Below are 25809 nucleotides of genomic sequence, written 5' to 3'. Positions count from 1 at the left end.
TAGCCCACGTATTGTGGTCCTGACACGCTCGACCATCTAGGAGAACAGTGGCAGTCCAGCCCATCCGACTCTTCGGCGACCCCGTGCTGCGCAAGCCAGCGATCGAGGTCGTCGACTTCGACAGGGAGCTGCACAAGCTCGTTGCCGACCTGACCGACACCATGCTCGAGGCGCCCGGCGCCGGACTGGCCGCTCCCCAGATCGGAGTGAGCCTGCGGGTCTTCACCTGGTACGTCGATGGCGAGGTGGGTCACCTGATCAACCCGGACCTGACCCTGTCGGAGGAGACGCAGGACGGGGGAGAGGGCTGCCTGTCGCTGCCCGACATCACCTTCGACTGCCGCCGGGCACTGTCGGTGGTGGCGAAGGGCTTCAACATGCACGGTGAGCCGGTCACCATCGAGGGTTCCGAGCTGCTCGCCCGGGCCATCCAGCACGAGACCGACCACCTCGACGGCATCCTCTTCATCGACCGGCTCGACGAGGCCGCGCGCAAGGCGGCGATGAAGGAGATCCGGGAGTCGGAGTGGTTCGGCCTGGAGAAGCCCACGGTGAAGGTCTCGCCGCACGCGACGAACGGGTTCGGGTTCTGATGAGGGTCGTCTTCGCAGGTACGCCCGAGGTGGCCGTCCCGTCCCTGGACGCGATCGCCGCCTCGCGTCACGAGCTCGTCGGTGTCGTCACCCGCCCCGACGCCGCCCAGGGGCGCAGCAAGCGGCTGGTGCCCTCGCCGGTGGCCCAACGGGCCGAGGAGCTGGGGGTGCCGGTGCTCAAGCCGGAGCATCCCCGCGAGCCCGAGTTCCAGGCCGAGCTGAAGGCGCTGGAGCCCGACTGCTGCCCGGTCGTCGCCTACGGCGCGATGCTGCCGCAGTCGGCGCTGGACATCCCGACGCACGGCTGGGTCAACCTCCACTTCTCGCTCCTGCCCGCCTACCGCGGCGCCGCCCCGGTGCAGCGTGCGGTCTGGGCCGGCGAGGAGATCTCCGGGGCCACCACGTTCCGGATCGTGAAGGCGATGGACGCCGGCCCGGTCTTCGGCACCATGACCCAGGCGCTGGCGCCCGACGAGACCTCCGGGTCGCTCTTCGAGAAGCTCACCGAAGGTGGGGCCAAGCTGCTGGTATCCACGCTCGACGGGATCGAGGACGGCTCCCTCGAGGCGCGCGAGCAGCCCACCGAAGGCGTCACCTACGCCGACAAGATCACCGTCGAGGACGCCCAGATCGACTGGACGCAGAACGCCGTGGCCATCGACCGGCAGATCCGCGCCTGCACCCCCGCGCCTGGCGCCTGGACCCTGCTCGACGGCGAGCGGTTCAAGGTCGGTCCGGTCACGATGGCCGAGGACGCGGTTGCTCCCGGGGAGCTGGTCGTCCGCAAGAACGAGGTCCTCGTCGGCACCGGCACCACGGCGGTCCGGCTCGGCCGCGTGAAGGCCTTCGGCAAGAAGGAGATGCCGGCGGCTGACTGGGCCCGCGGCGTACGTCTGGAGTCCGGTGTCTCCTTCGAATAGAGCACAGCCGGGCAGGCGCTCGGGCTCCGGCCGGAGGCCGCAGGGACCGCCTCGATCGGGGCCGCGGGGCAGCACCAAGCCCGCCGATCCGGCTCGGCTCGCCGCGTTCGAGGTGCTCAAGGCGGTGCGGGTCGATGAGGCGTACGCCAACTTGGTGCTGCCCCACATCCTCGGCCGCCTCGGGCTGGAAGGCCGGGACGCGGCCTTCGCCACCGAGCTCGCCTCGGGGACGCTGCGGCAACAGGGCACCTACGACGCCGTGCTGGCCGCCTGCATCGACCGGCCGCTGGCCAAGGTCGAGGCGAAGGTGCTCGACGTGCTGCGGCTGGGTGCACACCAGGTGCTGTCCATGCGGGTGCCTGACCACGCCGCGATCTCGACCAGCGTCGACCTGACCCGGTCGAAGGTCGGCCAGGGGCCAGCGGGATTCGTCAACGCCGTGCTGCGCAAGGTCACCCGCAAGTCCCTCGACGAGTGGGTCGCCGAGGTGGCGCCCGCGCGCGAGAAGGACCACGATGGCTGGGCCGCGGTCGCCTTCAGCCACCCGCGCTGGGTCGTCCAGCGGCTCGCCGAGGCGGTCGGTCGCGACCAGATCGACGCGCTGCTCGAGGCAGACAACGTGCCACCGTCCGTCACGCTGGTCGCCCGTCCCGGACGGGCGACGCTCGACGAGCTCGGCGGCACGCCCACGCCCTACTCACCCTTCGGCGTCACGCTCGACTCCGGCTCACCCGCCGGTATCGCCGCGGTCGCGGAGGGGCGCGCCGGGGTGCAGGACGAGGGGTCCCAGCTCGTCGCCATCGCTATGGCCGAGGCCGACCTCGACCAGCAGGACTCCGGGACGGAGTCATGGCTGGACCTGTGCGCCGGGCCCGGCGGGAAGTCGGCGCTGCTGGCCGCGCTGGCAGCGCAACAGGGTGCTGCGCTGGTCGCCAACGAGCGCCAGCCGCACCGGGCCGGACTCGTCCTCGCCAACCTGACCGACCGCGCAGCCGGCACCCAGGTGGCGGGCGCGGCGGGCGTCGTGGCCGGCGACGGGACCAGGCCGCCGTTCAAGGACGCGACGTTCGACCGGGTCCTCGTCGACGCCCCGTGCACCGGCCTGGGAGCGCTGCGCCGCCGCCCGGAGGCACGGTGGCGACGGGCGACGGCCGACCTCGACGTACTCGTCGACCTCCAGCGCTCCTTGCTCGACCGGGCGATCGACCTGACCCGGCCGGGCGGTGTCGTGCTCTACGCCACCTGCTCGCCGGTTCTGGCCGAGACGAAGGGCGTGGTGCAGAGCGTGCTCGAGGACCGATCCGATGTCGTCCTCGAGCCGATCGGCGCCACGGTCGGCACGGTGCCCGACAGCGCCGGGCCGATGGCAGGCACCGTGCAGCTGTGGCCGCACCGCCACGGCACCGACGCGATGTTCCTGGCTCTGCTGCGGCGTACTCCGTAGCAGCTCAGTCGGTCCACCTGAGCGAGCCGGCGAGCGTCTCGAGCTCGGCGTCGGTGGTTCCCTCCCCGCTCTGGACGCTGATGAAGATGTCGCCGTGGACCGGGGTGATGTAGGACCCCGAGCCGGGGCCGGCCTTGTCGGGGCTGGTGCTCCACACCTGGTAGTCCTCCGCCGGGCGGATCACCATCCCGGCCACACCACCGTCCTCGGACGTGCAGGAGGCCTTGTCGTCGATGAGCGACCACTCACACGTCCAACCGGGCGGCTGCTCGACGGGAACCTTGTCAACGAGCCCTTTGCGCGCGCCTTCGGTGGCGATCCTGACGCCGGGATAGTCCTCGAGGAGCGTGTCGTTGCTCCATTTCTGCTCGACCACGCCGGCCGGTCCGGACAGGACGATCGTGAAGCCGGTCCCGGCCCCACGAAGACCACTGACCGCCTGCACCGTGATGTCCATCGTCTTCGCCTCGTCGTTGGTGACGACCTGTCCGGTGACACCGTCGCCGAGGTCGAGGCTCTGCCCGGAGGCAAGGGGTGCCGTCGAAGCCGACGCCGACGGTGCGCCGGCAGCGCCGAGGGGAGCCTGGTCGACCGCGGTGGTGGTCAGGAGCTGGGAGAGCCCGAGCCCACCTGCGGCGAACGCGCCGACGGCCGCAGCGGCGCCCACGGTCACGGTGATGCGCCGGCGGCGCCGGATGCGAGAGCCCGCGCTGATCGCGCCGGCCGAGATCCTGGCGTAGTCAGGGTGCTGGTCGGCGACCCGCTCGTGCAGTGCCGTACGGAAGCTGGTCTCTGGGTCGTTCATCGGGTGGTCCTCTCCGGGAAGATGTCCGCAACCAGCGGGCGCAGCCGTTCCAGGGCACGCTTCGAGCGGGTGCGGACCGCCGTCTCGGTCAGTCCGAGGTCGGCAGCTGTCTGGGACACGGATCGGTCCTCCCAATAGCGTGCGACGAGCACGGCCCGGTCGGTCGGCGACAGCCGCTGGAGGGCGGCAAGCAGGTCGATCCGGGCGCTGGGGTCGGCATCGCTGCCCGGATCGTCCGGCAGCGTCGAGGTCGGCGTCTCGGCGTTGCGCCGGAGCCGTCGGTGGGAGATGAATCCGTTGAGGAGCACGCGTCGCGCGTAGGCCGTCGGGTTGTCCGCCCTGCTGACCCGCCGCCAGGAGGCGAAGACCCGGGCGTACGTCGTCTGGGTCAGGTCCTCGGCCAGGTGATGGTCACCCGTCAGCAGCAGCGCGGTGCGGTAGAGCGCGCCACCCGTCGCATGGACGAAGTCGGCGAACTCCTCGGCGGAGGTCCTCGCGGTCGATGTGCTCACATCCCTTCGACGCCTCGGGATGAGGTCCACGTGACACCCCCGTGAGGATCGAGATGAGCGAGTTTCGTTTCACCGCATCATCTCAGCGCCTACGCTGGCGAGCATGGCCAAGGCATCGCCGTCGGTGGAGATAGAGGTCGACAACCGCGTCGTCAGGATCTCCAACCCCGATCGGGTCTACTTCCCCGAGACAGGTGCGACCAAGCTCGACGTGGCGCAGTACTACCTCGCCGTCGGGCCAGGGATCGTCAACGCGCTGTGGGAGCGGCCGTGCATGCTGCACCGGTTCCCCAAGGGCCTGGCGGGGCCGAAGGTGCACCAGAAACGGCTGCCGCAGGGGGCGCCCGACTGGATCGAGACCGTACGCCTCTACTTCCCGCGCTGGGGCCGCACCGCCGACGAGCTCTGCGTCACCGAGCTCGGTGCGGTGATCTGGGCCGTCCAGATGTCGACGGTCGAGTTCCACCCCTGGAACAGCCGCCGCGAGGACACCGAGAAGCCCGACGAGTGGCGCATCGACCTCGATCCCGGTCCCGAGTGCCCCTTCTCCACCGTGCAGACGGTGGCGGGCGTCGTACGCGAGCTCCTCGACGAGCTCGGCGCGGTCGGCTACCCGAAGACGAGCGGTGGCTCCGGGATGCACGTCTACGTCCGGATCCCGGCTGAGCACGGATTCCAGGACGTACGCCGCGCCGCCCACGCCTTCGCCCGCGAGGTCGAGCGCCGGGCCCCGAAGCTGGTCACCACAGCCTGGTGGCGCAAGGATCGCGACCCGGCGCAGCTGTTCGTCGACTTCAACCAGAACACCCGAGATCACACCATCGCTTGTGCCTACTCGATCCGCGGCGTCGCCGACGGCCGGGTCTCCACCCCGATCACCTGGGAGGAGACCAAGGACGTCGACCCGCGGGATTTCACGATGCGTACGGTGCCGGCACGGTTCGCGGAGATCGGTGACCTGCACGCCGACATCGACGACCACCCGTTCTCGATCGAGCCGCTGCTCGAGTGGGCCGACCGTGACGAGCGCGACGGCGCCGAGACGCCACCCGAGCCCGACGACGCCGAGTGAGCCTCACCAGACCTTGAGGCGCTCGCCCAGGGTGCGACCGAGCTCCTTGGAGTAGGTCGCGGTGAGGTGGTGGCCATCGCGGTGGGTGATGGTGTCGCCGACGACGGTGGTGCAGATGCCGACGCTGTCGCAGAACATGTCGTCGAGGTCGACGGTCTCGACGCGTGCTGACTTGGCCGCCTGCATCTGCAGGTCGGCGCCGTCCTGCTGGCTCTCGAGCGGCTTGTAGGTGCAGGGCGAGAGCGTCTTGTTGCTGCTCAGGCACGTGGCCGGGTCGAACTCGAGCGCCGGTACGTCGCGCAGCCACACGGTGCGCTTGGCGACGGGCTTCACCTGTTCCAGGAGGCGCTGGTAGCCGCGGTAGACGGCACGGCGTACGTCTGCGCGGTCGGTGTGGCGGCCGGAGGAGTCGTGGTAGGCGGCGCTGATCGGACGCGAGGAGATCAGCAGCAGGTCGGGACGGAGCTTCTTGACCGAGGAGAGCATGAAGTCGTGGAAGTCGTCGCACGAGGTCATCGGGTCGGTGCTGTCGATCTTGTCGGGGGTGACCAGCGAGACGGTGCACTGCGGCATCGCCAGCATGTAGGCGCGATAGCCGGAGCGCTCGGCGATCTCCTCGACCGCGGGCGTCCAGTGGCGGGCGTGGGAGTCGCCGATGACCACGATCGTCTTCTCGGCGTCGGCGTCACCGCGCGGGCAGAGCTTGCGTACGTTCGTCGAGTAGTAGTTGCACTCGCCGACCGACTCCACGTCGTCGGAGAGGTTGGTGAGGCCCGGCTTCAGGTTGGTGGGGATCGCCTGGTTCTTGCGGGCCGCGAGCACCGAGGCTTTCAGCAGCGCGGGGAGCGGGTCGGGCTCCTGCGCCTTGGCGGCGGGCGGTGCGGCACTCGACGCGGGCCGGTCGGGCTGCTTGGACTGGCCGGAAGACCCGGAGGACTCGGAGGCATCGGCCTCGGCCAGGGTGATCGCCGGCTGGTAGCCGTCGCGCGCGGTCCCGGTGGCGTAGGTGTTGGCGCCGAAGCAGGTGACCGCGACCAGGGTGATGCTCAGCGGGTAGAGCGCGACCGGACCCAGCGAACCGGCCCGGCTGAGCACCGGTCGGCGCCAGAGGATGCCGCGCCGGAACGGCTCCTCGACGTAGTGGTAGGAGAGTCCCGCCAGGCCGAAGGCGAGCGCGATGAGGAGCACCTGCTCCCACCAGCGCAGCTCGCGGCCCAGCTGCAGCTCGGCGAGGACGAGCACCGGGAAGTGCCATAGGTAGAGCGAGTAGGACCAGTTTCCGACGACCTGCAGCGGCCGCACCGACAGCAGCCGGCCGACCACCGTCGGGCCGTGCCACAGCGTGCCGGCCACGATGATGAAGACGCTGCCAAGGACCGGCACCAGCGCCGGGGTGCCCGGGAACGGGGTCGCGTCGTTGAACTGCAGGCAGGCGCAGACGATGAAGAACATCCCGAACGCCGAGAGCACCTGCGCCCGCCAGCGCGCGGTGGCGTCCTGCGGCCCGTCGTCGCGGAACGCGATAGCCGCGATCGCGCCCAGGCCGAGCTCCCAGGCGCGGGTGAACGGCGAGAAGTACGCCGCTTCCGGGCTGGTCCGGGTCAGCACCGCCGATGCCAGCAGCGATGCCACGATGACGACGCCGAGAGCGACGATCAGCACGCGCCTGCGTCCGCGGGGGTCGGGAGTGGCGGTGCCGTCCGTCGCGGCCTTCTCGCTGCGCCGCTTGATCGCCCACAGGCATCCCAGGATCATCAGCGGCCAGACCAGGTAGAACTGTTCCTCGACCGCTAGCGACCAGAAGTGCTGCAGCGGCGAGGGCGGCAGCGCCGCCGAGAAGTAGTCGGTCTCCAGCGACGCGAACCGGAAGTTGGCTGCGAACGCCGCCGACCACAGCGCGTCGAGGGCGATCTCCCGGGTGCGTACGAAGCCGAGGAAGAGGGCTGCGTAGACGACGGTCGCGAGCAGCACGACCGTCGCCGCCGGGAGGATCCTGCGGGCCCGGCGCGCGTAGAAGCCGAGCAGGCTGACACGGCCCTCGGTGCGTACCTGCCGCATGAGCTGCTGGGTGATCAGGAAGCCCGAGATCGCGAAGAAGACGTCGACGCCGACGAACCCTCCGGTCAGCGATCCGAACCCGACGTGCAGCGCGACGACCGCGAGCACCGCGATCGCGCGAAGACCCTGGATATCGGGACGATGCCGAGACGAGGTCGCGCTCCCGCTGGTCGAGTCCGTCGAGCCCACGAGCAGCCGCACCTCCTCAGCCAAGCGCATCCGTCACATTCGTCGCGACGATAACTCTCGTAACCGGCCGATCCTGGTAGACGCGCCTAGGGCCCTAGTCGAGATCGACGTCGTCGCCCGCGGCGACGGGCCCCGGGGTCGCGGGGAGCGGGGGAGGGGTACCGCCGAACGCGGGGCACAACGACTTGTGTGCGCACCACCCGCACAGCCGCCCCGGGTTCGGCTGCCACTCGCCGGTCTCCTGGGCGGTGCGGATGGCCCGCCAGATCGCCTCGGCCTTCCGTTCGGTCGCCAGCAGGTCGGCCTCGTCGGGCACGTAGCGCAGGATGTCGCCCGAGCCGAGGTAGATCAGCTGCAGCATCGCCGGCACCACGCCTCGGGTCCGCCAGATCACCAGGGCGTAGAACTTGAGCTGGAACAGCGCCTTCGCCTCGTACGCCTCGCTGGGCACGCGTCCGCTTTTATAGTCCACCACCCGGATCCGGCCGTCGGCGGCGACGTCGACGCGGTCGATGAAGCCGCGCAGCAGCAACTTGGAGTCGAGCAGCGCCTCGACGTAGTGCTCGCGCTCGGCGGGCTCCAGGCGACGCGGGTCCTCCAGGTCGAAGTAGCGCCGGAGCACCTGCCGGCACGACTCCAGCCAGCCCTCCTCCGCACCTTCGGCCTCGGAGGTGAAGAGCGTCGCCAGGGCCGGGTCGAGGCTGCGTACGTCCTCCCACGCCTGCTCGACCATCGACCTCGCCTGCCGGGGCGTGCGCTCGGGAGCGGGCAGGTCGAAGAGGTCCTCGAGCACCTTGTGCACCACGGTCCCGCGCGCGGCCGCCTCCGAGGGCGGCTCGGGCAGCTGGTCGATCGTGCGGAACCGGTAGAGCAGCGGGCACGAGGTGAAGTCGCTCGCGCGGCTCGGTGAGAGCGACCCCAGCACGTTGACGCCGTCGACCTGGGTCGACAGCGATTCGGCAGGTGAGGTGCTCATGTGACCGACAGTATTCGTCACCACCGACAACCGGGTCGCCACCACCCGACAACCGCCGCTCAAGTACGCTCGGAATGTGGCAGACCCTGACCCACGCCCCGGCGGCGACAAGCCGGTCGAAGAGGCGGCGCCCACCTCCCGAGTCCCGGGCACGATCAAGGTCGGCTCGATCGCCGGCAGCGACGTCCTGGTGACGCCGTCCTGGTTCCTCATCGCCGCGGTGATCGCCTGGGTGATGGCGCCCCAGATCGATGTCGTGGAGCCGGGCCTGGGCTGGTTGACGTACGTCGCGGGCTTCGCGTTCGCGATCGTCCTCTACGGCGCGGTGCTGCTGCACGAGGCGGCCCACGCGATCGTCGCCAAGCGGCTCGGCTACCCCGTGGGCGTGATCATGCTCCACTTCCTCGGCGGCGCGACCGCCGTGGAGAAGGAGGCGAAACGCCCCCGCGACGAGTTCTGGATCGCTGTCGTGGGCCCGCTGGCCTCGCTGGCCGTCGCCGCCGCTGCCTTCGGCGTCTCCTTCCTCACCTCCGGCGGCCTGGTCGGGCTGTTCGTCACCGGCCTGTGGTTCACCAACCTCTTCGTCGGCGTGCTCAACCTCGTCCCCGGCTTGCCCCTCGATGGCGGCAGGTTGCTCAAGGCGGGCGTGTGGGCCGCGACCGGCAACAACAACCGCGGCAGCATCGTCGCCGGTTGGGCCGGCCGGGTCCTCGCGGTGCTCGTGCTGCTGTGGCCCTTCATCCAGGGGCAGATCATCGGCAACGAGCCGCAGCTCAGGCACTACGTCTTCGCTGTCATCATCGGTGTCTTCCTCTGGAGCGGTGCCTCCGCGGCGATCATGTCGGGGAGGGCGCGCATGCGGCTCCCGCTGCTCGTCGCCCGCGACCTCGCCCGCCGCACGCTGGCGGTGCCCGCCGATCTCCCGCTCGCCGAGGCCGTACGCCGGGCCCAGGAGGCCGAGGCCGGAAGCATCGTCACCGTGAGCACCGGCGGCGAGCCGATCGGTCTCGTCCACGAGGGCGCGTTGCTGGCGACCCCGGAGGACCGTCGTCCCTGGATGGCCACCTCGACGGTCACCCGTCAGCTCGAGGACGGCCTCACCCTTCCCGCGGACATCGACGGCGAGTCCCTGATCCAGGCGATCTCGAAGACCCCGGCACCCGAATACCTCCTGGTCGAGCCCGACGGCTCGATCTACGGCGTACTGGTCACCTCCGACGTCGACGCGGCTTTCCGCGCGGGAGCCTGAGCCGGACCGAGCCGCGGTTTGCCGGGTTGGCCAGGAAAACGGGTAGCCTCGGCGGGTGTCAAGCGCTGATATTCCAGACATTCCGGCCGAGGCCCGAGCGGGCGTACACCGCGGGCCGCTTCGCGAGGGCGAATGGGTGCGGCTGACCGACACCAAGGGTCGCCGTCACAACTTCGAGCTCGTCGCCGGCAAGCGCTTCTTCTCCAACAAGGGCCACATCGACCACGACGAGCTGATCGGCCGCGAGGAGGGCTTCACCGTCACCGCCTCGACGGGCGGTGAATACCTGGTCTTCCGTCCGCTCCTGTCGGAGTTCGTCGTCTCCATGCCACGCGGCGCCGCCGTGGTCTACCCCAAGGACGCCGCCCAGATCGTCGCCATGGCCGACATCTTCCCGGGTGCCTCCGTCGTGGAGGCCGGAGTCGGCTCCGGCGCCCTCACCTGCTCGCTCCTGCGCGCGGTGGGCCCGTTCGGCAAGGTCACCTCCTTCGAGCGCCGCGAGGAGTTCGCCGAGGTCGCCCGCAAGAATGTCGACCAGTTCTTCGGTACGCCGGCGGGGGAGACCCACCCGAGCTGGTCGCTCAACCTGGGAGACCTCCAGGAAGAGCTGCCGCGCCAGCAGATCCGCTGCGACCGGCTGATCCTCGACATGCTCGCCCCGTGGGAGTGCGTCGACGCCGCCGCCGAGGCGCTCTACCCGGGCGGCATGGTCTGCGCCTACGTCGCGACCACCACCCAGCTGTCCCGCTTCGTCGAGACGGTCCGCGCCCACGGTGGGTTCACCGAGCCGCAGGCGTGGGAGTCGCTCGTTCGCGACTGGCACGTCGAGGGCCTCGCGGTCCGGCCTGGTCACAAGATGATCGGCCACACCGCCTTCCTGGTGACCGCGCGAAAGCTGGCGCCGGGCGAGCGCGCGCCGCGGAAGACGCGCCGACCTGCCCCCGGTGCGTACGGATCCGACTACACCGGTCCGCGCCCGGCCGACATGCCGGCTCCCGAGCCCGTCGTGGAGGTCCTGCCCGACGCTCTGCCCGAGGATGGCACCGAGGTGGACTGAGTCCGCTCTGCAACGGTGCACATCTTTCTGGTGTGCCACGGGTTGACACGAACTTGGCCGTTGTCGACGAATAGTGTCCAACACCGGTAAATCCTTCTCCGCTCCTGCCCCTCACCCTTGTAGGGTCGAGGGAGTAGAGGAGGTGTGCTGATGTCGACATCCGATGGATTCCGTTCCGAGGGGCGCAGCCCCGAGGAGCTCGAGAGTCATGTCCGTTTCCTCGAAGCTGAGGTGACCGACCTGCGGCACAGACTGACCGAGATGCCCGGATCTTCACGTGGCCTGGAGGCGCGGCTCGCTGACGCGCAGCGCTCCCTGGCCGCCGTGACGTCGCAGAACGAGCGACTCACCGTGACGCTTCGGGATGCCCGAGACCAGATCATCAAGCTCAAGGAGGAGGTCGACCGGCTGGCACAGCCGCCAGCAGGCTTCGGCACCTTCATCGAGCGCAACGAGGACGACTCGATAGATGTCTTCACCGGTGGGCGCAAGCTCCGGGTGACGGCATCGCCCAACGTCGACCTCGACGAGCTGCGCTATGGCCAGGAGGTCATGCTCAACGAGGCGCTGAACGTCGTGGCCGCGATGGAGTTCGAGAAGGTCGGCGAGGTGGTGATGTTCAAGGAGCTGCTCGCCGACGGTGAGCGCGCCCTGGTGATCGCCAACGCCGACGAGGAACGGGTCGTACGTCTCGCCGAGCCGCTCCTGCAGGACGCCATCCGCGCGGGTGACTCGTTGCTGCTCGAACCACGATCGGGCTATGTCTACGAGAAGGTGCCGAAGTCCGAGGTCGAGGAGCTCGTCCTGGAGGAGGTGCCCGACATCTCCTACGAGTCGATCGGTGGCCTCGCCGGCCAGATCGAGCAGATCCAGGACGCGGTCGAGCTGCCGTACCTCTACCCCGACCTCTTCATCGAGCACCAGCTCAAGCCGCCCAAGGGCGTGCTGCTCTACGGTCCTCCGGGCTGTGGCAAGACCCTGATCGCGAAGGCTGTCGCCAACAGCCTCGCGAAGAAGGTCGCCGCGAAGACGGGAGCGGACGGCAAGTCCTACTTCCTCAACATCAAGGGCCCCGAGCTCCTCAACAAGTACGTCGGTGAGACCGAGCGCCACATCCGCCTGGTCTTCCAGCGGGCTCGTGAGAAGGCCGCGGCCGGCACCCCGGTGATCGTCTTCTTCGACGAGATGGACTCGCTGTTCCGTACGCGTGGCACCGGTGTCTCCTCCGACGTGGAGAACACCATCGTCCCGCAGCTCCTCTCCGAGATCGACGGTGTCGAGGCTCTGGAGAACGTGCTGGTCATCGGTGCCTCCAACCGTGAGGACATGATCGACCCGGCGATCCTGCGCCCGGGCCGTCTGGACGTGAAGATCAAGATCGAGCGCCCCGATGCCGAGGGTGCTCGCGACATCTTCTCGAAGTACCTGGTCCCCGACCTGCCGCTGCACCCGACCGACGTGGGCGAGTTCCACGGCGACAAGCAGGCCACCGTCGACGAGCTGATCCGCACCGTCGTCGAGCGGATGTACACGGAGTCCGAGGAGAACCGCTTCCTGGAGGTCACCTACGCCAACGGTGACAAGGAGATCCTCTACTTCAAGGACTTCAACTCCGGCGCGATGATCCAGAACATCGTCGACCGGGCCAAGAAGATGGCCATCAAGTCGTTCCTGGACTCCGGCGAGGACTCCGGCCAGAAGGGCCTGCGGGTGCAGCACCTGCTCCAGGCCTGCGTGGACGAGTTCAAGGAGAACGAGGACCTCCCCAACACCACCAACCCCGACGACTGGGCCCGCATCTCCGGCAAGAAGGGCGAGCGGATCGTCTTCATCCGTACGCTCATCACCGGAAAGCAGGGCACCGAGCCCGGCCGTTCCATCGAGCAGGTCTCCAACACAGGTCAGTATCTGTAACCTGTGCCGACCGCATAATCGGCCCGCCACCTGCGAAAAGGTGGCGGGCCGATTGTCATCTTGGGTTGCATGAGGCGACGTGCAGGGTCGGCCTCAGTCCGCCGTAGGGAGAACCAGCATCAGCGCCTCGACGACGCATGCCGGCCGCTCCTGGTCCTCGATCTCGATCGTGTAGCGCACCCGGGCGAGGACGCCGGGGCCGGAGTCGTCGGCCGAGACCATCGTCGCGCGGGCTCGTACGCGATCGCCGGGGCGTACAGGCGAGAGGAACCGGACCTTGTCGAGCCCGTAGTTGAGGGCGCGGCTGATGTTGGCGAACCTGAACAAGTCGTTGCTCAGGCGGGGGACCAGCGACAGGGTCAGGTAGCCGTGAGCGATCGTGCTGCCGAGGTCGCTGCCGGCGGCCCGTTCGGTGTCGACGTGGATCCACTGCCAGTCCTCGGTCACGTCGGCGAAGGACGTGATGCGGGCCTGGTCGATCTCGAACCAGGGCCCGGGGCCGAGGTCGGTGCCGGCGGCGGCGCGAACGCCATCGATCCCGTCGAGGGTCAACGTCATGATTCCTCCTGGATTGAATTCGGTTCAGGTATCGTACGGCATGGAAAGTCAGTCGTGATGAACATCCACCGAGTGAACGGAGTCAAGAGATGGGTCGATTCAAGGGTCGCGTCGTCGTTGTGACCGGGGCCGCGCGCGGCATCGGGTACGCCTGCGCCCAGCGTTTCGCGGAGGAGGGCGGTCAGATCGCGGTGCTCGACCTCGACGACACGGCTGCCAAGGAGGCGGCCGCAAAGCTTCCTGGCGGCGGTCACCTGGGCATCGGGGCCGACGTGTCTGCGTCGACGAGCGTCGACGAAGCGATCGGACGCGTGGTCGCCGAGCTCGGTGGGCTGCATGTGCTGATGAACAACGCAGGCATCACCCGCGACAACCTGCTCTTCAAGATGTCGGAGGCAGACTGGGACCAGGTCGTCAACGTGCACCTCAAGGGCGCGTTCCTGATGTCGCAGGCAGCGCAGAAGCACTTCGTGAAGCAGCGCTACGGCAAGATCGTCAACGTCTCCTCGACCTCCGCGCTCGGCAACCGCGGCCAGGCCAACTACTCGGCCGCCAAGATGGGCATCCAGGGCTTCACGCGCACACTGGCGATCGAGCTCGGTCCGTACGGCGTCAATGTCAACGCCATCGCTCCTGGGTTCATCGCCACTGAGATGACCGACCAGACCGCGGCGCGTCTGGGTCTTGCGCCGGACGAGTTCCGCCGGCTCAACGCGGAGGCCAACCCGGTCAAGCGGGTCGGTATGCCGGAGGACATCGCTGCCACCGCGGCCTTCCTGGCGAGCGACGAGGGGTCCTACATCACCGGTCAGACGCTGTACGTCGACGGCGGCGGCAAGCTCTGACCCGAGCCGACCGCCGGGGAGCAGCTTCATGCCGTAGGAGGCTCCCCGGCAGGAGGCGGGATCAGCCGACGTACGGCGGGGTCTTGCGCATCTCCAACCGCGCCACCGTCCGGCGATGAACGGCGTCGGGGCCGTCGACGATGCGCAGGACGCGCGCCCAGGCGTAGAAGTACGCCAGCGGGGTGTCGTCGGACACGCCGGCACCGCCGAACACCTCGATCGCGCGGTCGATGACCGCGGTCGCCATCGCCGGCGCCGACACCTTGATCGCGCTGACCTCGCTACGGGCGAACTTGGCGCCGTACGTGTCGATCTTCCAGGCCGCGTCGAGGACATGGAGTCGGGCCTGATCGATCTCGATACGTGACTGCGCGATGTGGTCCTGCACGTTGGCATAGTCGGACAGCGGCTGTCCGAACGCGACCCGGCTCCGTGCACGTTCGACCATGAGAGCGAGCGCGCGCTCGGCCATGCCGATCGCCCGCATCGCGTGATGGATCCGCCCCGGCCCGAGGCGCGCCTGGGAGATGAGGAACCCGTCGCCCTCGTCGGCGAGGAGGTTGCCGGCCGGGACGCGTACGTCACGGAAGACGATCTCCGAGTGTCCGTGCTGGTCCTGGTAGCCGAAGATCGGCAGGTGCCGTTCGATCTCGAGGCCCGGGGCGTCTCGGGGCACCAGCACCATCGACTGCTGCCGGTGGGTCTCGGCGTCGGGATCCGTCTTGCCCATGACGATGAAGATCTGACAGCGCTCGTCGGCGACGCCGGTGATGAACCACTTGCGGCCGTTGATGACGTAGTCGTCGCCGTCGCGGGTGATGAGGGTGGTGATGTTGGTGGCGTCGGAGGAGGCGACCTCCGGCTCGGTCATCGCGAAGGCCGACCGGATCTCGCCGGCCAGGAGCGGTTCGAGCCACTGCTTGCGCTGCTCGTCAGTGGCGAACAGCTCGAGGGTCTCCATGTTGCCGGTGTCCGGCGCCTGGCAGTTGATCGCCTCGGGCGCGATCACGGGCGACCAGCCGGAGATCTCCGCGACCGACGCGTAGTCGGCGTTGGTCAGGCCGGAGTGCTGGGGGAGGAACAGGTTCCACAGTCCACGACTGCGCGCCTCGTGCTTCAGGTCCTCCATGACCGGCGGATGCGTGTGCTCGCCGTGCTCACGCAGGTGTGCGTGCCAGACCGGCTCGGCAGGGAAGACATGCGTACGCATGAAGTCCCACATGTTCTCGCAGGCCTCCTGGGCCTTGGCCGACGGTGCGAAGTCCATCTCGGTGCTCCTTGGGATCGGATCAGATCAGGTCGAGGCCGGCGCGGGCGAGCGCGAGGATCTCGTGGTCGAGGTTGCCGAAGTCCTGGCCGCCCATCGCTCCCTCGCGGGATCTGTTGGCGACGCCCTGGGCGATGACGGCGAACTTGAAGTGGGCCAGCGCGATGTGGAAGTCCAGGTCGTCCAATGTCAGCCCGGTCGCATGGGCGTAGCGCTCCAGCAGCTGCGAGCGGGTCGGGAAACCGGGCTGGTCGGTGACAGTCGGCGTCAGCGAGGAGATCGGCGGTTCGCCCGGGTGGCGCCAGAACATCAACGCATAGCCGAGGTCGGTGAGCGGGTCGCCGAGCGTGGACAGCTCCCAGTCGAGGACCGCGTTGACCTTCCCCGGGTCGTCGAGGTCGAAGACGCAGTTGTCGATGCGGTAGTCGCCGTGGACGATCGAGGTGGCCTGCTGTGCGGGTACGTGGCCGGAGAGACGGTCGGCGAGCTCGTCGACCTCGGGTACGTCGTGGGTGCGCGAGCTCTCCCACTGCCTGGTCCAGCGGCGTACCTGTCGCTCGGCGTAGCCGACCGGGCGGCCGTAGCCGGCCAGGCCGACCTGGTCCGGGTCGACGGAGTGGAGCGCGGCGAGGGTGTCGATGAAGGCGAATCCGAGCCGCTGCCGCTCGTCGGCGGTCCCTGCGTACCCGGCGGGGAGGGCCTCGCGGATGATGTGACCGGGGATGCGCTCCATCACGTAGCAGCGGATCCCGATCAGCTCGCCGGCGTCGGCCTTCACGATCCGCGGCACCGGTACGGGCGAGGCCGCCAGCGCCGACTGCACGCGGGCCTCGCGGAGCATGTCGTGAGCGCTCGGCAGCAGCTCGCCGGTCGGTGGGCGGCGAAGCACGAGCTCGCCGGCGGGGGAGGAGAGCAGGAAGGTCAGATTCGACTTGCCGCCGCTGATCAGCTCGGCTCCGACCTCGCTCCACCCGGTCTTGCCGGTCTCCTCGACCAGTGCCGGCGCGAGTCGTTCCAGTCCCGCCAGCTCGGCCGCCGAGGCCGTTGCGATCTCGGTCATCACGCCTCCAGTCGCTCGTGTGGGCCGTGCGCCCTTGTAATTGAAGTGAATTCAAGTAGTGTAATGACGATAGCGGATACCCGGTCCCAGGAGAAGCCCATGACCCAGAGCCTGGCCGTCTGGCCAGAAGCCGCCCCGTCCATCGTTGCGCCGCTCGCAGAGCACGAGGAGCTGCGCGACGTGGTTCGCCGTCTGCTCGAACGCGACGCCGACCACCAGGCCGTACGTCACGCCGCCGACTCCGCGCGAGGTTGGTCCGACGACCTGTGGCTGAGACTGAACAAGGAGGTCGACATCGGCTCGATGATCGTCCCCGAGGAGCGCGGGGGAGCCGGCTTCGGCCTGCGCGACGTCGTTGTCGTGCTGGAGGAGACGGGCGCGGCTCTGCTTCCCGAGCCTGTCCTCGAGTCGTCGGTGCTGACCGCGCTGACGTTCTCGCTCGCGGACGACACGGCGGCTGCCCGTGAGCTGCTGGCCGCCGTCGCGGCGGGTGACCTCGTCGGCACAGTCGCGCTCGCCGGATCGGTCCAGGTGACCGACGGCAGGGCCACCGGCACTCTCGCCCGAGTGGTCGCCGGTGCCGACAGCGACCTCGTCGTGTTCGGTGGTGAGGACGGAGTCTTCGTCGTACGCCGGACCGACCCCGGCGTCGAGACCCGCCGGCTCGAGGTCCTCGACACGACCCGTCGTCAGGCCGACGTCGTGCTCAGCGGCGCAGAGGTCATCGACGTCGTCGGTCCGGAGCGGGCCGAGCAGGTCCTGGCGCACGTACGTCGGGCGGCCACCGTTGCTGTCGCGGCCGAGCATGTCGGCATCGTCCGTCATCAGCTCGATGCCATGGTCGAGTACGTCGGTCAGCGCGAGCAGTTCGGCCGGCCGATCGGTTCCTTCCAGGCGATCAAGCATCGCCTCGCCGACGTACTCACCGATCTGCAGCGTGCGCGCTCCGCCGTCGTCTACGCGGCAGCGCTCTACGACGAGGCCCCGGATGCGGCTCTTGCTGCCGAGGTTGCCGGGGCCGTGGCCACCGATGCGGTGATCCGTACGGTGCACGAGGCTGTGCAACTGCACGGCGGCATCGGGTTCACCTGGGAGCATCCGGCCCACTTCTACGTACGGCGGGCCCTGGGTGACGAGGGCATCTTCGGCACTGCCAGGGAGCATCGCAACCGCATCGCCGACCTTGCCGGGATCTGAGGCCGGGGGCGTGCTGGCGGGTGCCCGCACGCCCCCGATCGGCTCAAGAGGTCAGCTGGTCTCGAGATGCGTACGCGCCGCGGTCAGCCCGAACACGATCGCCGCGGCAAGACCGCCGGCGTACGCCCGGTTCCACAGGCCGCCCGTGTCGGCTCCGGCCGCCAGGAGGCCAGGGATCGGCGCGCCGTCGACAGCCATGACGCGCGAGCGGTCGTCGATCAGCAACCCGGCGAACGGGAATGTGATCGCGGGAGTGGTCTCGACGACGTAGTACGGCGGCTCGTCGAGCGGCGTGGCGTCGAGCTTCCTGGCCGGTGTGGTCCCCGTGGCGACCTCGGTGTTGAAACGCTCGATCGCCGAGCGGATGGCAGCCCCGTCGTACCCCCACTCCTCCGGCAGGTACTCGAGCTCCTCGAGCGACTCTGCCAGGCCTGTACGTCCGCCGCGCTTCGAGGCGAGGGCGAACTTGTCGACGCTCACCGCCCCCTCGACGTACGCCGGCACCATCCAGTCGCGACGGACCCGCGCATCGGCGATGAGCAGCCCGCGGGCTTCCGGTTGCTCGCTCAGCGCGACCGTTGTGAGGTGGTCACCGAGCGTCTCGTCGACGAACCGCTCGTTGTCGAGGTTGAAGAGCAGTGCATGCTCGCTGTAGTAGAGCGAGAGGTCGACGAAGTCGCCGGAGTCCTTGAAAAGTACGCCGCTGGGCACCAGATGGCCATAGAACCCGGCGCGCTCGAGACCCGTCGCGGCCCCCACTGCCGTCGCCAGGCGCAGTCCGTCCCCCTTGCTGTTCGGGTTGGACCGCAGGGGCAGTGCGCCAGCGCCCGCGCCGACCAGCTCCTCCCGCATCGCGGGGTCGGCCTGGAAGCCACCGGTGGCGAGGACCGTGTTGCGTGCCCGGACCTCCACCACCTCGTCCGTGGGCAGCCGGAGGCGCGCGCCGGCGACAGTGCCATCGTCGACGAGGAGCTCCTCGGTCGTGGTCGAGAGGAGCACCTGACCGCCTGATTCGGTCACGATGCGACGGCAGGTGTCGACGTACTGGTTGGTGTCGAAGCCGTGCCCCTGACCGAAGGAGAGGATCCGCTGGGACGGGCCGGCTTCGACCCCGGTGCTGCGGATCCAGTCCACCGCCGCGTCGAACCGCTCGACAAGAGCACGCTTGAGGGCCTCGTCGCCGTCGGGATTCTGCTCGTCCATGACCGCATCCGACGGTGCGGTCCAGATGTAGCCGGCGAACCGGCCGGAGCCGCCCACGTCGGAAGAGATCTCGACGACCGTGACGCGCTGTCCGTCGCGCGATGCGCGAGCGGCGGCGGTGAGTCCGGCCATGCCGCCGCCAATGACCAGGAGGTCGGGGGAGAGGTCCATGAGTGCCTTTCGTCCTGCCCGGCAGCGCGCCCGGGTTCGTGGTGTCTTCGCGACCGTATCAACCAAACTAACTTCAGTTCAATGATTGACGGAGAGTGACGGACGTCCCATACTGAAGTGAATCCACTTCATATTGCCACCGACCGAAAGGCACCGGCCATGGTTGTCAACACCGACCACGTCGTTCTCGAGAAGGACGGCGGCGTCGCCCGCGTCTGGCTCAACCGCCCGCACAAGAAGAACGCGGTCACTGTCGAGCTGCTCCACCGCCTCGACGAGATCATCAAGGAGGTCGACGAGGACCCCGACCTGAAGGTGCTGGTGCTCCGCGGCCGCGGCAACACCTTCTGCTCCGGCTTCGACCTCGACGAGCTCCTCGAGAACTACGTGGGCAACACGATGGCCATGGAGGTCGCCGTGCTCTCGGCCCAGGTCTGCGACCGGCTCTACCAGATGAACACGCCGTCCGTTGCCGTCCTCGAGGGGTATGTCACCGCCGGCGGTTTCGAGTTGATGATCTCCTGTGACTTCGCGGTCTCCTCGGACGACGCCAAGATCGGCGACTTCCACATCCGTCGCGCCCTCTTCGGCGGCGCCGGCCCGATCTATCGCCTGCCCCGCATGATCGGGCTGCGCAAGACCAAGGAGCTCATGCTCACCGGCAAGCTCCTCTCCGGCCAGGAGGCCAAGGACTTCGACCTGATCAACGACTCGGCCCCGGCCGAGCAGCTCGATCAGCTCGTCGAGGACTTCGTCGCGCCGATCATCGACAAGAGCCCGTTCGCGATGCGGCTGACCAAGATGGCCATCAACCAGGGTCTCGACGCGGACGTTCGCTCGCTCATGGTCATGGAGCACCTCGCTGTCGGCAACGCCCTCCAGTCGGAGGACGCCAAGGAGGGTGTCGAGGCATTCCTTGGCAAGCGTGAGCCCAAGTGGGTCGGCCGCTGATCCGCAGCTGACCCGACCGACGAGTCATCCCTGGTGAGGAGAGCGAAGTGACGGACGTGCAGACCCCTGCGCTCGAGGGGAGCCGATGTGCCGATTGCGGCAACGTGGCCTTTCCCGTGGCGCGGGGCTGCCAACGCTGTGGTGCGGTGGCGATGGAGCCGGTGAACCTCGGACGGCGTGGCACGGTGTGGGGTTTCACCATCCAGCGGTTTGCGCCGAAGTCGCCGCCGTACGTTCCTCCGGCAGACGGCTTCCGGCCCTTCGCGGTCGGGTACGTCGAGCTGCCCGAAGGAGTGAAGGTCGAGGCGGTCCTGGACTGCTCCGACTTCGCCGACCTCGAGGAGCAGGCGCAGGTCGAGCTGGTCGCCACCACTCCGGTCCCGCGGTTCGCCGCGACCGGTGGTGGCGCGGCGACGGAGGAGAGCTGATGTCGAACGTTTCCATCATCGGAGCCGGACTCTCGAAGTTCGGTCGCCAGAACGGGGTGACGGGCCGGGAGATGGCAGTGACGGCGATCCATGCCGCGCTCGCCGACGCCCAGCTCGAGTGGTCGGACATCCAGGTCGCCTTCGGTGGCAGCGACGGTGCCGGCCTCGCCGACACCCTCGTTGCCGACCTCGGCCTCACCGGGATTCCGTTCACCAACGTCAAGAACGGCTGCGCCACCGGTGGCAGCGCCCTGGTCTCCGCCGTCAACGCCATCCGCTCGGGACAGGCCGAGGTGGCTCTCGCGGTCGGCTTCGACAAGCACCCGCGGGGCGCCTTCGACCCGCGCCCGGAGGACTGGGGTCTCGACCCCGGCTACGGCGAGGCCGGGCTGATGGTCACCACGCAGTTCTTCGGTATCAAGATCGCCCGTTACATGCGCGAGTACGGGATCACCGACGCCACGCTCGGCCGCGTCGCAGCCAAGGCGTATCGCAACGGCTCGCTCAACCCGAACGCCTGGCGTCGCGACCCGATCAGCGAGGAGGAGATCCTCTCCGCCGACATGGTCAACGACCCGCTGACCCGGCTCATGTTCTGCTCGCCAGGCGAGGGCGGTGCGGCGATCATCGTCGCCAGTGAGTCGGCCGCAAGGAAGGCGGGTGTTCGTCCCGTACAACTGCTGTCGGTGGCTGCGCGCACCCGGCAGTTCGGCTCCTTCGAGGTCTTCAGCCCGGCCGTCCAGGGGCACGGTCGTCCCTCGAGCGTCAGCGCGGATGCGGCCGCGGAAGCGTTCGCCATGGCGGGAGTCACCCCCGACCAGATCGACGTCGCGCAGGTCCAGGACACCGAGAGCGGGGCCGAGGTGATGCACCTGGCCGAGTGCGGCTTCTGCAAGGACGGTGAGCAGGAGGACCTGATCGCCTCGGGCGCCACCGAGATCGGAGGTCAGCTGCCGATCAACACCGATGGTGGCTGCATCGCCAACGGGGAGCCGATCGGTGCCTCCGGTCTTCGTCAGGTGCACGAGATCGTCACCCAGCTGCGCGGCGAGGCCGGCGACCGGCAGGTCCCCGGCAGCCCGAAGCTCGGCTTCACCCACGTCTACGGCGCGCCCGGCATCAGCGCGTGCACCGTCCTGGGGGTGTGAGCATGATCGGACTGGAGGAGTTCCTGGCCGAGGGCCGCTCCTGGCTGGCCTCTGTGGCCGACGTACGCACCACCCGCGCCTGGGGCGAAGGCTCGGACTCCGTCGCGATCTTCGAGAACTGGACCGCCGAGCAGGAGCGTGCCGAGACCGATCGCATCCGGGCGTACGAGCAGGCCAAGTTCGACGCCGGGTTCGGTGCGATCACCTGGTCGCCGGAGTACGGAGGCCGTGACCTCCCGGTCGCGTACCTGCTCGCCTTCCGGCGTCTCGAGGGTGAGTTCGACGTACCTCGGCGCACCGAGATGTTCCCGGTCACCCAGCAGCTCATCGCGCCGACCATCGCGCAGTGGGGGACCGAGGAGCAGCGGGCGACCTACGTACGCGCCATGCTGCGTACGAATGTGATCGCCTGTCAGCTCTTCTCCGAGACCGAGGCGGGCTCCGATCTCGCGGCGGTACGCACCAAGGCGACCCGCCTGGACGACGGCCGTTGGCTGCTCGACGGGCACAAGGTCTGGACGTCGGGTGCCCGGGTCGCCGACTACGGGGTCGCGGTCACCCGAACCGATGCCACGGCTGCCAAGCACGCCGGTCTCACCGTCTTCCTCGTGCCGATGGATGCCGAGGGTGTGACCGTACGTCCGATCCGCCAGATGACGGGCGGGACCTCGTTCAACGAGGTCTATCTCGACGGGGTCGTCCTCGACGACGCACTGCGGCTCGGCCCCGAAGGCCAGGGCTGGAAGGTCGCCCTCACCGTGCTCGCCTCCGAGCGGCTCGACTCCGGATCCCTCGGTCTGGAGAACGCCGACCAGGCCGTCGAGCTCGCCCGCAACCTCGGCCGTCCGCTCGACGCACTCGAGCGAGACCAGGTCGCCGACCTGATCACCCGCAGCTACGTGCAACGGGTCACCGGGATGCGCGTCGCCGCGGCAGTGGTCTCCGGTCAGGACCCGGGCCCCGAGGCGTCGGTCGGCAAGCTCCTCGCCACCGACACCATGGCGCGCACCTCGGAGGTCGTACGTGCCCTGCTCGGTGCCGAGCTCAGCGCGAACTCCGAGCGGTGGGGTACGTGGGCGTGGACCGAGCACGTCCTGGGCGCTCCGGGCTACCGGATCGCGGGCGGCACCGACGAGATCCAGCACAACATCATCGCCGAGCGTGTGCTCGGCCTACCCCGGGAGCCGCGCCCATGACCGAGCAGCCGTACGAGCTCGAGCTCGGCCCACGCATCGCTGACGTCCTTCGGGATCGGACGGACCTGAGCGGGCCGGCCGGGATCGGCGAGCTCGCCGTCCTCCCCGGTGGCCACTCCGGCCTGACCTACCGGCTTCCGGTGGGGGAGGGCCGCGCCCTCGTGGTCAAGGCGGTCCCTCGCGGTCAGCGGTCCGTCGGCCGCCACGACATGCTCAAACAGGCACGGATCATGAGCGCCCTGGCCGGGACCGACGTACCGGTGCCGCCGGTGCGCGCCGTCGACGAGACAGAACCGGCCTGGTTCGCCGTCGACTTCATCCACGGCGAGTCGATCGAGCCGACCCTCGACGATCCGGCGATCGACCCCGAGGTCGCCGCCGCCCGGATGCTGCGGGCCGCGGAGATCCTGCCGCGGCTCCACCGGGTCCCGGTCGCGAGCCTGCCGGCCGGCGGGGATCCGCTGACCCCGCAGGAAGAGCTCGCCCGATGGTCCAAGACGATGGGCGCGGTCCCCGCCGAGCTCGTCCCGGGTGCCGTCGACCTCGAGGAGCGGCTCGCCCGCCGCGTACCGGATGCCCTCGACGTCACGCTCGTGCACGGTGACTACCGGCTCGGCAACATCATCTGCACCGGCAACGAGCCCGCCGCGATCATCGACTGGGAGATCTGGAGCATCGGCGACCCCCGCGTCGAGCTCGGCTGGTTCCTCGTCTTCGCCGACGGCTCGAACTTCCCCGGGGTCGGCCGCGAGGTTCCGGGCCTGCCAAGCGAGGGGGCACTCCTCGGGGCGTACGCAGCAGGCGGCCGCGCCCCCGAGGCGATGGACTGGTTCAACGCGCTGGGCCGCTTCAAGATGGCCGCGATCATGGGCCACAACCTGCGGCGGCACCGCGAGGGCAGGCATCACGACCCGGACCAGGAGCGCCTGCCCGACACCATCGTCCGGCTCATCAGCAGCGGACTCGAGCGGCTCGGCTGAGCCCCACCAGGAGGGATGACCATGGACTTCGCACTGTCGCCGCGGACCGAGGAGCTCAAGGCCGAGCTCGAACGGTTCATGAGCGAGCACGTCTACGCGGCCGAGTCGGTCTACGACGCGCAGATCGCCGAGAACGACAACCCCCACGAGCAGCCGCAGATCATGCGCGACCTGCAGAAGATCGCTCGCGACCGCGGGCTATGGAACCTCTTCATGACCCACGGCGACCGTGGTGCCGGGCTCACCAACCTGGAGTACGCCCCCCTCGCCGAGATCGTCGGCCGCTCCATCATCGGCAACGAGGCGATCAACTGCTCCGCCCCGGATACCGGCAACATGGAGATCCTGGCGATGTACGCCACCCCGGAGCAGCAGCGGCAGTGGCTCGACCCGCTGCTCGCCTGTGAGATCCGGTCCGCCTTCGCGATGACGGAGCCCGAGGTGGCCAGCTCGGACGCCACCAACATCACCTCGACGATCACCCGGGACGGGGACGAGTACGTCCTCAACGGCCGCAAGTGGTACACCTCCGGCATCCTCGATCCGGACTGCAAGCTCGTGATCTTCATGGGCAAATCGGATCCGGACGGCCCGACGTACCGCCAGCAGAGCATGATCCTGGTGCCGGCAGACGCCCCCGGCATCGAGGTGCTGCGCGACCTGCCGATGTTCGGCTACCGCGATCGCCTCGGCCACGGCGACGTGCAGTTCACCGACGTACGTGTGCCGGCAGCCAACATGCTCGGCGAGGAGGGCGACGGCTTCAAGATCGCCCAGGGTCGACTCGGTCCGGGCCGGATGCACTACGCGATGCGGGCCATCGGGTTCGCCGAGCGGGCGCTCGACCTGATGTGCCGGCGGGCAGTCTCCCGGGTCGCCTTCAAGGAGCCGCTGGCCGAGCGTGGGGTCGTACGCGAGTGGATCGCGCGAAGCCGGATGGAGATCGACCAGATCCGGCTGCTCACCTTCCGCGCCGCCTGGCTGATGGACACCCAGGGCAACAAGTCCGCCCGCTCCGACGTGGCTGCGATCAAGGTGGCCGCGATGGAGACCGCGCACCGCGTCGTCGACCGTGCCGTACAGGTCCATGGCGCTGCCGGGGTCAGCGACGACACCATCCTCGGTCGCCTATTCGCGATCACCCGTGCCCTCCAGATCGCTGACGGCCCCAACGAGGTGCACCTGCGCACCATGGCCCGCCTGGAGCTGAAGAAGCACGAGGTCGGTGCATGAGCGGGGAGCTCGCCGGCAAGGTCGCCCTGGTCACCGGTGCCACCCGTGGCCTCGGCCTCGCGATCGCGCAGGCGCTCGCGGCCGAGGGCGCCGCGATCGTCGTGTCGAGCCGCAAGGAGGACGCCTGCCGCGAGGTCGCCGAGAAGATCGCCGCGACGTACGGCGTCGAGACGCTCGCCCTGCCGCTGCACGTCGGCCACTGGGACGAGATCGAGCCGGCCGTCGCGACGGTCGTCGAGCGCTTCGGGCAGCTCGACATTCTGGTCAACAACGCCGGGATCGCCCCGCTCGCGCCGTCGCTGCTCGAGGTCACCGAGGCGCTCCTCGAGAAGACGATGGAGATCAATCTCAAGGGTCCGTTCCGGCTGATGGCAGTCGCCGGCGCCCATATGCGCGAGCGCGGGGCGGGCTCGATCATCAACATCTCGAGCATCGGTGCCGTACGTCCGAGCCCGGCTGAGGCGATGTACGCGGCCGCCAAGAACGGGCTCAACGCGCTCACCCAGGCCTTCGCCCAGGAGTACGCCCCGCAGGTGCGGGTCAACTGCGTGCTGCCCGGCGCGTTCGAGACCGACATGGCTGCCGGCTGGGACGAGGAGTTCATCGACCTCGTCATCCGCAACCTGCCGGCCGGTCGGCTCGGCAAGCCCGACGAGGTCGCGAGCATGGTCGTCCATCTCGCCGGCGACCGCTCGGGCTACACCACCGGCGCCCTCATCGCCGTCGACGGCGGGCGTACCGCTGTCTACTGACCCGATGCCTCATCCGATCTCGCCCCTGGAA

The 25809-nt window shown here is 69.2% G+C and carries 24 protein-coding genes; 16 read left to right on the top strand and 8 right to left on the bottom strand.

The features are described from left to right. Positions 1 to 47: 47 nt before the first annotated feature. The 3 genes from def to AB0F44_RS07035 are packed head-to-tail and all read left to right on the top strand — an operon-like array spanning position 48 to position 2957. Entirely contained in the window at positions 48 to 593 is a 546-nt protein-coding gene (gene def, locus AB0F44_RS07045; protein ID WP_357353951.1) for a peptide deformylase, read from the top strand. Beyond that, entirely contained in the window at positions 593 to 1513 is a 921-nt protein-coding gene (fmt, locus tag AB0F44_RS07040) for a methionyl-tRNA formyltransferase (RefSeq protein WP_357353949.1), read from the top strand. The genes def and fmt overlap by 1 nt, the downstream gene beginning before the upstream one ends. Continuing rightward, positions 1497 to 2957, top strand: a complete 1461-nt coding sequence (locus AB0F44_RS07035; RefSeq protein ID WP_357353947.1) for a transcription antitermination factor NusB — start codon at positions 1497 to 1499, stop codon at positions 2955 to 2957. The genes fmt and AB0F44_RS07035 overlap by 17 nt, the downstream gene beginning before the upstream one ends. A gap of 4 nt (positions 2958 to 2961) precedes the next feature. Here the strand turns inward: AB0F44_RS07035 and AB0F44_RS07030 are convergent, their stop codons facing one another. Both AB0F44_RS07030 and AB0F44_RS07025 read right to left on the bottom strand, forming a co-directional pair. After that, positions 2962 to 3762 (bottom strand): hypothetical protein, encoded by an 801-nt coding sequence (locus AB0F44_RS07030; protein WP_357353945.1) that lies wholly within the window; start codon positions 3760 to 3762, stop codon positions 2962 to 2964. Then, positions 3759 to 4274 carry a SigE family RNA polymerase sigma factor gene (locus tag AB0F44_RS07025; protein WP_350658779.1) on the bottom strand — a complete coding sequence of 172 codons (516 nt, stop codon included), beginning with the start codon at positions 4272 to 4274 and terminating at the stop codon, positions 3759 to 3761. The genes AB0F44_RS07030 and AB0F44_RS07025 overlap by 4 nt, the downstream gene beginning before the upstream one ends. A gap of 103 nt (positions 4275 to 4377) precedes the next feature. Here AB0F44_RS07025 and ligD point away from each other — a divergent pair, with 103 nt between their 5' ends. After that, entirely contained in the window at positions 4378 to 5346 is a 969-nt protein-coding gene (gene ligD / locus AB0F44_RS07020; protein ID WP_357353943.1) for a non-homologous end-joining DNA ligase, read from the top strand. Between the two features lie 3 nt (positions 5347 to 5349). On the opposite strand, the gene AB0F44_RS07015 is transcribed toward ligD, so the two are convergent. Beyond that, positions 5350 to 7623 carry an acyltransferase family protein gene (locus tag AB0F44_RS07015; protein WP_357353941.1) on the bottom strand — a complete coding sequence of 758 codons (2274 nt, stop codon included), beginning with the start codon at positions 7621 to 7623 and terminating at the stop codon, positions 5350 to 5352. Between the two features lie 64 nt (positions 7624 to 7687). Further along, positions 7688 to 8569: a PD-(D/E)XK nuclease family protein gene (locus AB0F44_RS07010; RefSeq protein ID WP_357353939.1), complete on the bottom strand. Its 882-nt coding sequence runs from the start codon at positions 8567 to 8569 to the stop codon at positions 7688 to 7690. A gap of 76 nt (positions 8570 to 8645) precedes the next feature. Here AB0F44_RS07010 and AB0F44_RS07005 point away from each other — a divergent pair, with 76 nt between their 5' ends. The 3 genes from AB0F44_RS07005 to arc all read left to right on the top strand — a co-directional run bounded on the left by AB0F44_RS07005 (position 8646) and on the right by arc (position 12789). Continuing rightward, complete coding sequence (locus AB0F44_RS07005) at positions 8646 to 9818, top strand: site-2 protease family protein (RefSeq protein ID WP_357353937.1); 1173 nt, start codon at positions 8646 to 8648, stop codon at positions 9816 to 9818. 55 nt (positions 9819 to 9873) lie between these two features. Next, a complete protein-coding gene (locus AB0F44_RS07000) occupies positions 9874 to 10875 on the top strand; it encodes a tRNA (adenine-N1)-methyltransferase (protein ID WP_357353935.1) in 1002 nt (333 codons plus the stop codon). Positions 10876 to 11025: 150 nt separating this feature from the next. Further along, positions 11026 to 12789, top strand: a complete 1764-nt coding sequence (arc, locus tag AB0F44_RS06995) for a proteasome ATPase (protein WP_141804875.1) — start codon at positions 11026 to 11028, stop codon at positions 12787 to 12789. 93 nt (positions 12790 to 12882) lie between these two features. Here arc and AB0F44_RS06990 read toward each other — a convergent pair whose 3' ends face one another. After that, positions 12883 to 13347 (bottom strand): MaoC family dehydratase, encoded by a 465-nt coding sequence (locus tag AB0F44_RS06990; RefSeq protein ID WP_357353933.1) that lies wholly within the window; start codon positions 13345 to 13347, stop codon positions 12883 to 12885. Between the two features lie 89 nt (positions 13348 to 13436). Here AB0F44_RS06990 and fabG point away from each other — a divergent pair, with 89 nt between their 5' ends. Beyond that, positions 13437 to 14192 carry a 3-oxoacyl-ACP reductase FabG gene (gene fabG / locus AB0F44_RS06985; protein ID WP_357353931.1) on the top strand — a complete coding sequence of 252 codons (756 nt, stop codon included), beginning with the start codon at positions 13437 to 13439 and terminating at the stop codon, positions 14190 to 14192. Positions 14193 to 14253: 61 nt separating this feature from the next. On the opposite strand, the gene AB0F44_RS06980 is transcribed toward fabG, so the two are convergent. Both AB0F44_RS06980 and AB0F44_RS06975 read right to left on the bottom strand, forming a co-directional pair. Then, complete coding sequence (locus AB0F44_RS06980) at positions 14254 to 15459, bottom strand: acyl-CoA dehydrogenase family protein (RefSeq protein ID WP_357353929.1); 1206 nt, start codon at positions 15457 to 15459, stop codon at positions 14254 to 14256. 22 nt (positions 15460 to 15481) lie between these two features. Next, positions 15482 to 16519 (bottom strand): phosphotransferase family protein, encoded by a 1038-nt coding sequence (locus AB0F44_RS06975; RefSeq protein WP_357353927.1) that lies wholly within the window; start codon positions 16517 to 16519, stop codon positions 15482 to 15484. Positions 16520 to 16618: 99 nt separating this feature from the next. Between AB0F44_RS06975 and AB0F44_RS06970 the strand changes: the two genes are divergently transcribed. Beyond that, positions 16619 to 17716, top strand: a complete 1098-nt coding sequence (locus tag AB0F44_RS06970) for an acyl-CoA dehydrogenase family protein (RefSeq protein ID WP_357353925.1) — start codon at positions 16619 to 16621, stop codon at positions 17714 to 17716. A gap of 51 nt (positions 17717 to 17767) precedes the next feature. Here the strand turns inward: AB0F44_RS06970 and AB0F44_RS06965 are convergent, their stop codons facing one another. Continuing rightward, positions 17768 to 19090, bottom strand: a complete 1323-nt coding sequence (locus AB0F44_RS06965; RefSeq protein ID WP_357353923.1) for an FAD-dependent oxidoreductase — start codon at positions 19088 to 19090, stop codon at positions 17768 to 17770. A 159-nt stretch (positions 19091 to 19249) separates the two neighbouring features. Here AB0F44_RS06965 and AB0F44_RS06960 point away from each other — a divergent pair, with 159 nt between their 5' ends. Genes AB0F44_RS06960 through AB0F44_RS06930 form a run of 7 tightly spaced genes read left to right on the top strand, consistent with a single transcriptional unit; the run spans position 19250 to position 25778 of the window. Then, positions 19250 to 20041 (top strand): enoyl-CoA hydratase/isomerase family protein, encoded by a 792-nt coding sequence (locus AB0F44_RS06960; protein ID WP_350658766.1) that lies wholly within the window; start codon positions 19250 to 19252, stop codon positions 20039 to 20041. Between the two features lie 47 nt (positions 20042 to 20088). Continuing rightward, positions 20089 to 20469, top strand: a complete 381-nt coding sequence (locus tag AB0F44_RS06955) for an OB-fold domain-containing protein (protein ID WP_357353921.1) — start codon at positions 20089 to 20091, stop codon at positions 20467 to 20469. Further along, entirely contained in the window at positions 20469 to 21617 is a 1149-nt protein-coding gene (locus tag AB0F44_RS06950; protein ID WP_357353919.1) for a thiolase family protein, read from the top strand. Before AB0F44_RS06955 ends, AB0F44_RS06950 begins: the two co-directional genes overlap by 1 nt. Positions 21618 to 21619: 2 nt before the next feature. Then, the gene (locus tag AB0F44_RS06945; protein WP_357353917.1) at positions 21620 to 22813 is read left to right on the top strand and encodes an acyl-CoA dehydrogenase family protein; all 1194 of its coding nucleotides are present in this window, start codon (positions 21620 to 21622) and stop codon (positions 22811 to 22813) included. After that, the gene (locus tag AB0F44_RS06940; RefSeq protein WP_357353915.1) at positions 22810 to 23793 is read left to right on the top strand and encodes a phosphotransferase family protein; all 984 of its coding nucleotides are present in this window, start codon (positions 22810 to 22812) and stop codon (positions 23791 to 23793) included. The genes AB0F44_RS06945 and AB0F44_RS06940 overlap by 4 nt, the downstream gene beginning before the upstream one ends. A 21-nt stretch (positions 23794 to 23814) precedes the next feature. Further along, positions 23815 to 25026, top strand: coding sequence for an acyl-CoA dehydrogenase family protein (locus AB0F44_RS06935; protein WP_357353913.1), 1212 nt, complete (start codon positions 23815 to 23817; stop codon positions 25024 to 25026). After that, entirely contained in the window at positions 25023 to 25778 is a 756-nt protein-coding gene (locus tag AB0F44_RS06930; RefSeq protein WP_357353911.1) for a glucose 1-dehydrogenase, read from the top strand. The genes AB0F44_RS06935 and AB0F44_RS06930 overlap by 4 nt, the downstream gene beginning before the upstream one ends. The last annotated feature ends 31 nt before the right edge of the window (positions 25779 to 25809 follow it).

Origin of the sequence: Nocardioides sp. NPDC023903, from assembly GCF_040639295.1 — a bacterium.
GTDB lineage: Bacteria > Actinomycetota > Actinomycetes > Propionibacteriales > Nocardioidaceae > Nocardioides.
The sequence above is the reverse complement of the archived record's forward strand: the minus strand, read 5'-3'. Positions and strand labels throughout refer to the sequence as shown.

Bases quoted from the DNA above. Each gene is read 5' to 3' on its own strand.
- fmt (WP_357353949.1), top strand. From the start codon at position 593: ATGAGGGTCGTCTTCGCAGGTACGCCCGAGGTGGCCGTCCCGTCCCTG.
- AB0F44_RS07030 (WP_357353945.1), bottom strand. From the start codon at position 3,762: ATGAACGACCCAGAGACCAGCTTCCGTACGGCACTGCACGAGCGGGTC.
- ligD (WP_357353943.1), top strand. From the start codon at position 4,378: ATGGCCAAGGCATCGCCGTCGGTGGAGATAGAGGTCGACAACCGCGTC.
- AB0F44_RS07015 (WP_357353941.1), bottom strand. From the start codon at position 7,623: ATGCGCTTGGCTGAGGAGGTGCGGCTGCTCGTGGGCTCGACGGACTCG.
- AB0F44_RS07010 (WP_357353939.1), bottom strand. From the start codon at position 8,569: ATGAGCACCTCACCTGCCGAATCGCTGTCGACCCAGGTCGACGGCGTC.
- arc (WP_141804875.1), top strand. From the start codon at position 11,026: ATGTCGACATCCGATGGATTCCGTTCCGAGGGGCGCAGCCCCGAGGAG.
- AB0F44_RS06990 (WP_357353933.1), bottom strand. From the start codon at position 13,347: ATGACGTTGACCCTCGACGGGATCGATGGCGTTCGCGCCGCCGCCGGC.
- fabG (WP_357353931.1), top strand. From the start codon at position 13,437: ATGGGTCGATTCAAGGGTCGCGTCGTCGTTGTGACCGGGGCCGCGCGC.
- AB0F44_RS06980 (WP_357353929.1), bottom strand. From the start codon at position 15,459: ATGGACTTCGCACCGTCGGCCAAGGCCCAGGAGGCCTGCGAGAACATG.
- AB0F44_RS06975 (WP_357353927.1), bottom strand. From the start codon at position 16,519: ATGACCGAGATCGCAACGGCCTCGGCGGCCGAGCTGGCGGGACTGGAA.
- AB0F44_RS06970 (WP_357353925.1), top strand. From the start codon at position 16,619: ATGACCCAGAGCCTGGCCGTCTGGCCAGAAGCCGCCCCGTCCATCGTT.
- AB0F44_RS06965 (WP_357353923.1), bottom strand. From the start codon at position 19,090: ATGGACCTCTCCCCCGACCTCCTGGTCATTGGCGGCGGCATGGCCGGA.
- AB0F44_RS06960 (WP_350658766.1), top strand. From the start codon at position 19,250: ATGGTTGTCAACACCGACCACGTCGTTCTCGAGAAGGACGGCGGCGTC.
- AB0F44_RS06950 (WP_357353919.1), top strand. From the start codon at position 20,469: ATGTCGAACGTTTCCATCATCGGAGCCGGACTCTCGAAGTTCGGTCGC.
- AB0F44_RS06945 (WP_357353917.1), top strand. From the start codon at position 21,620: ATGATCGGACTGGAGGAGTTCCTGGCCGAGGGCCGCTCCTGGCTGGCC.
- AB0F44_RS06940 (WP_357353915.1), top strand. From the start codon at position 22,810: ATGACCGAGCAGCCGTACGAGCTCGAGCTCGGCCCACGCATCGCTGAC.
- AB0F44_RS06935 (WP_357353913.1), top strand. From the start codon at position 23,815: ATGGACTTCGCACTGTCGCCGCGGACCGAGGAGCTCAAGGCCGAGCTC.
- AB0F44_RS06930 (WP_357353911.1), top strand. From the start codon at position 25,023: ATGAGCGGGGAGCTCGCCGGCAAGGTCGCCCTGGTCACCGGTGCCACC.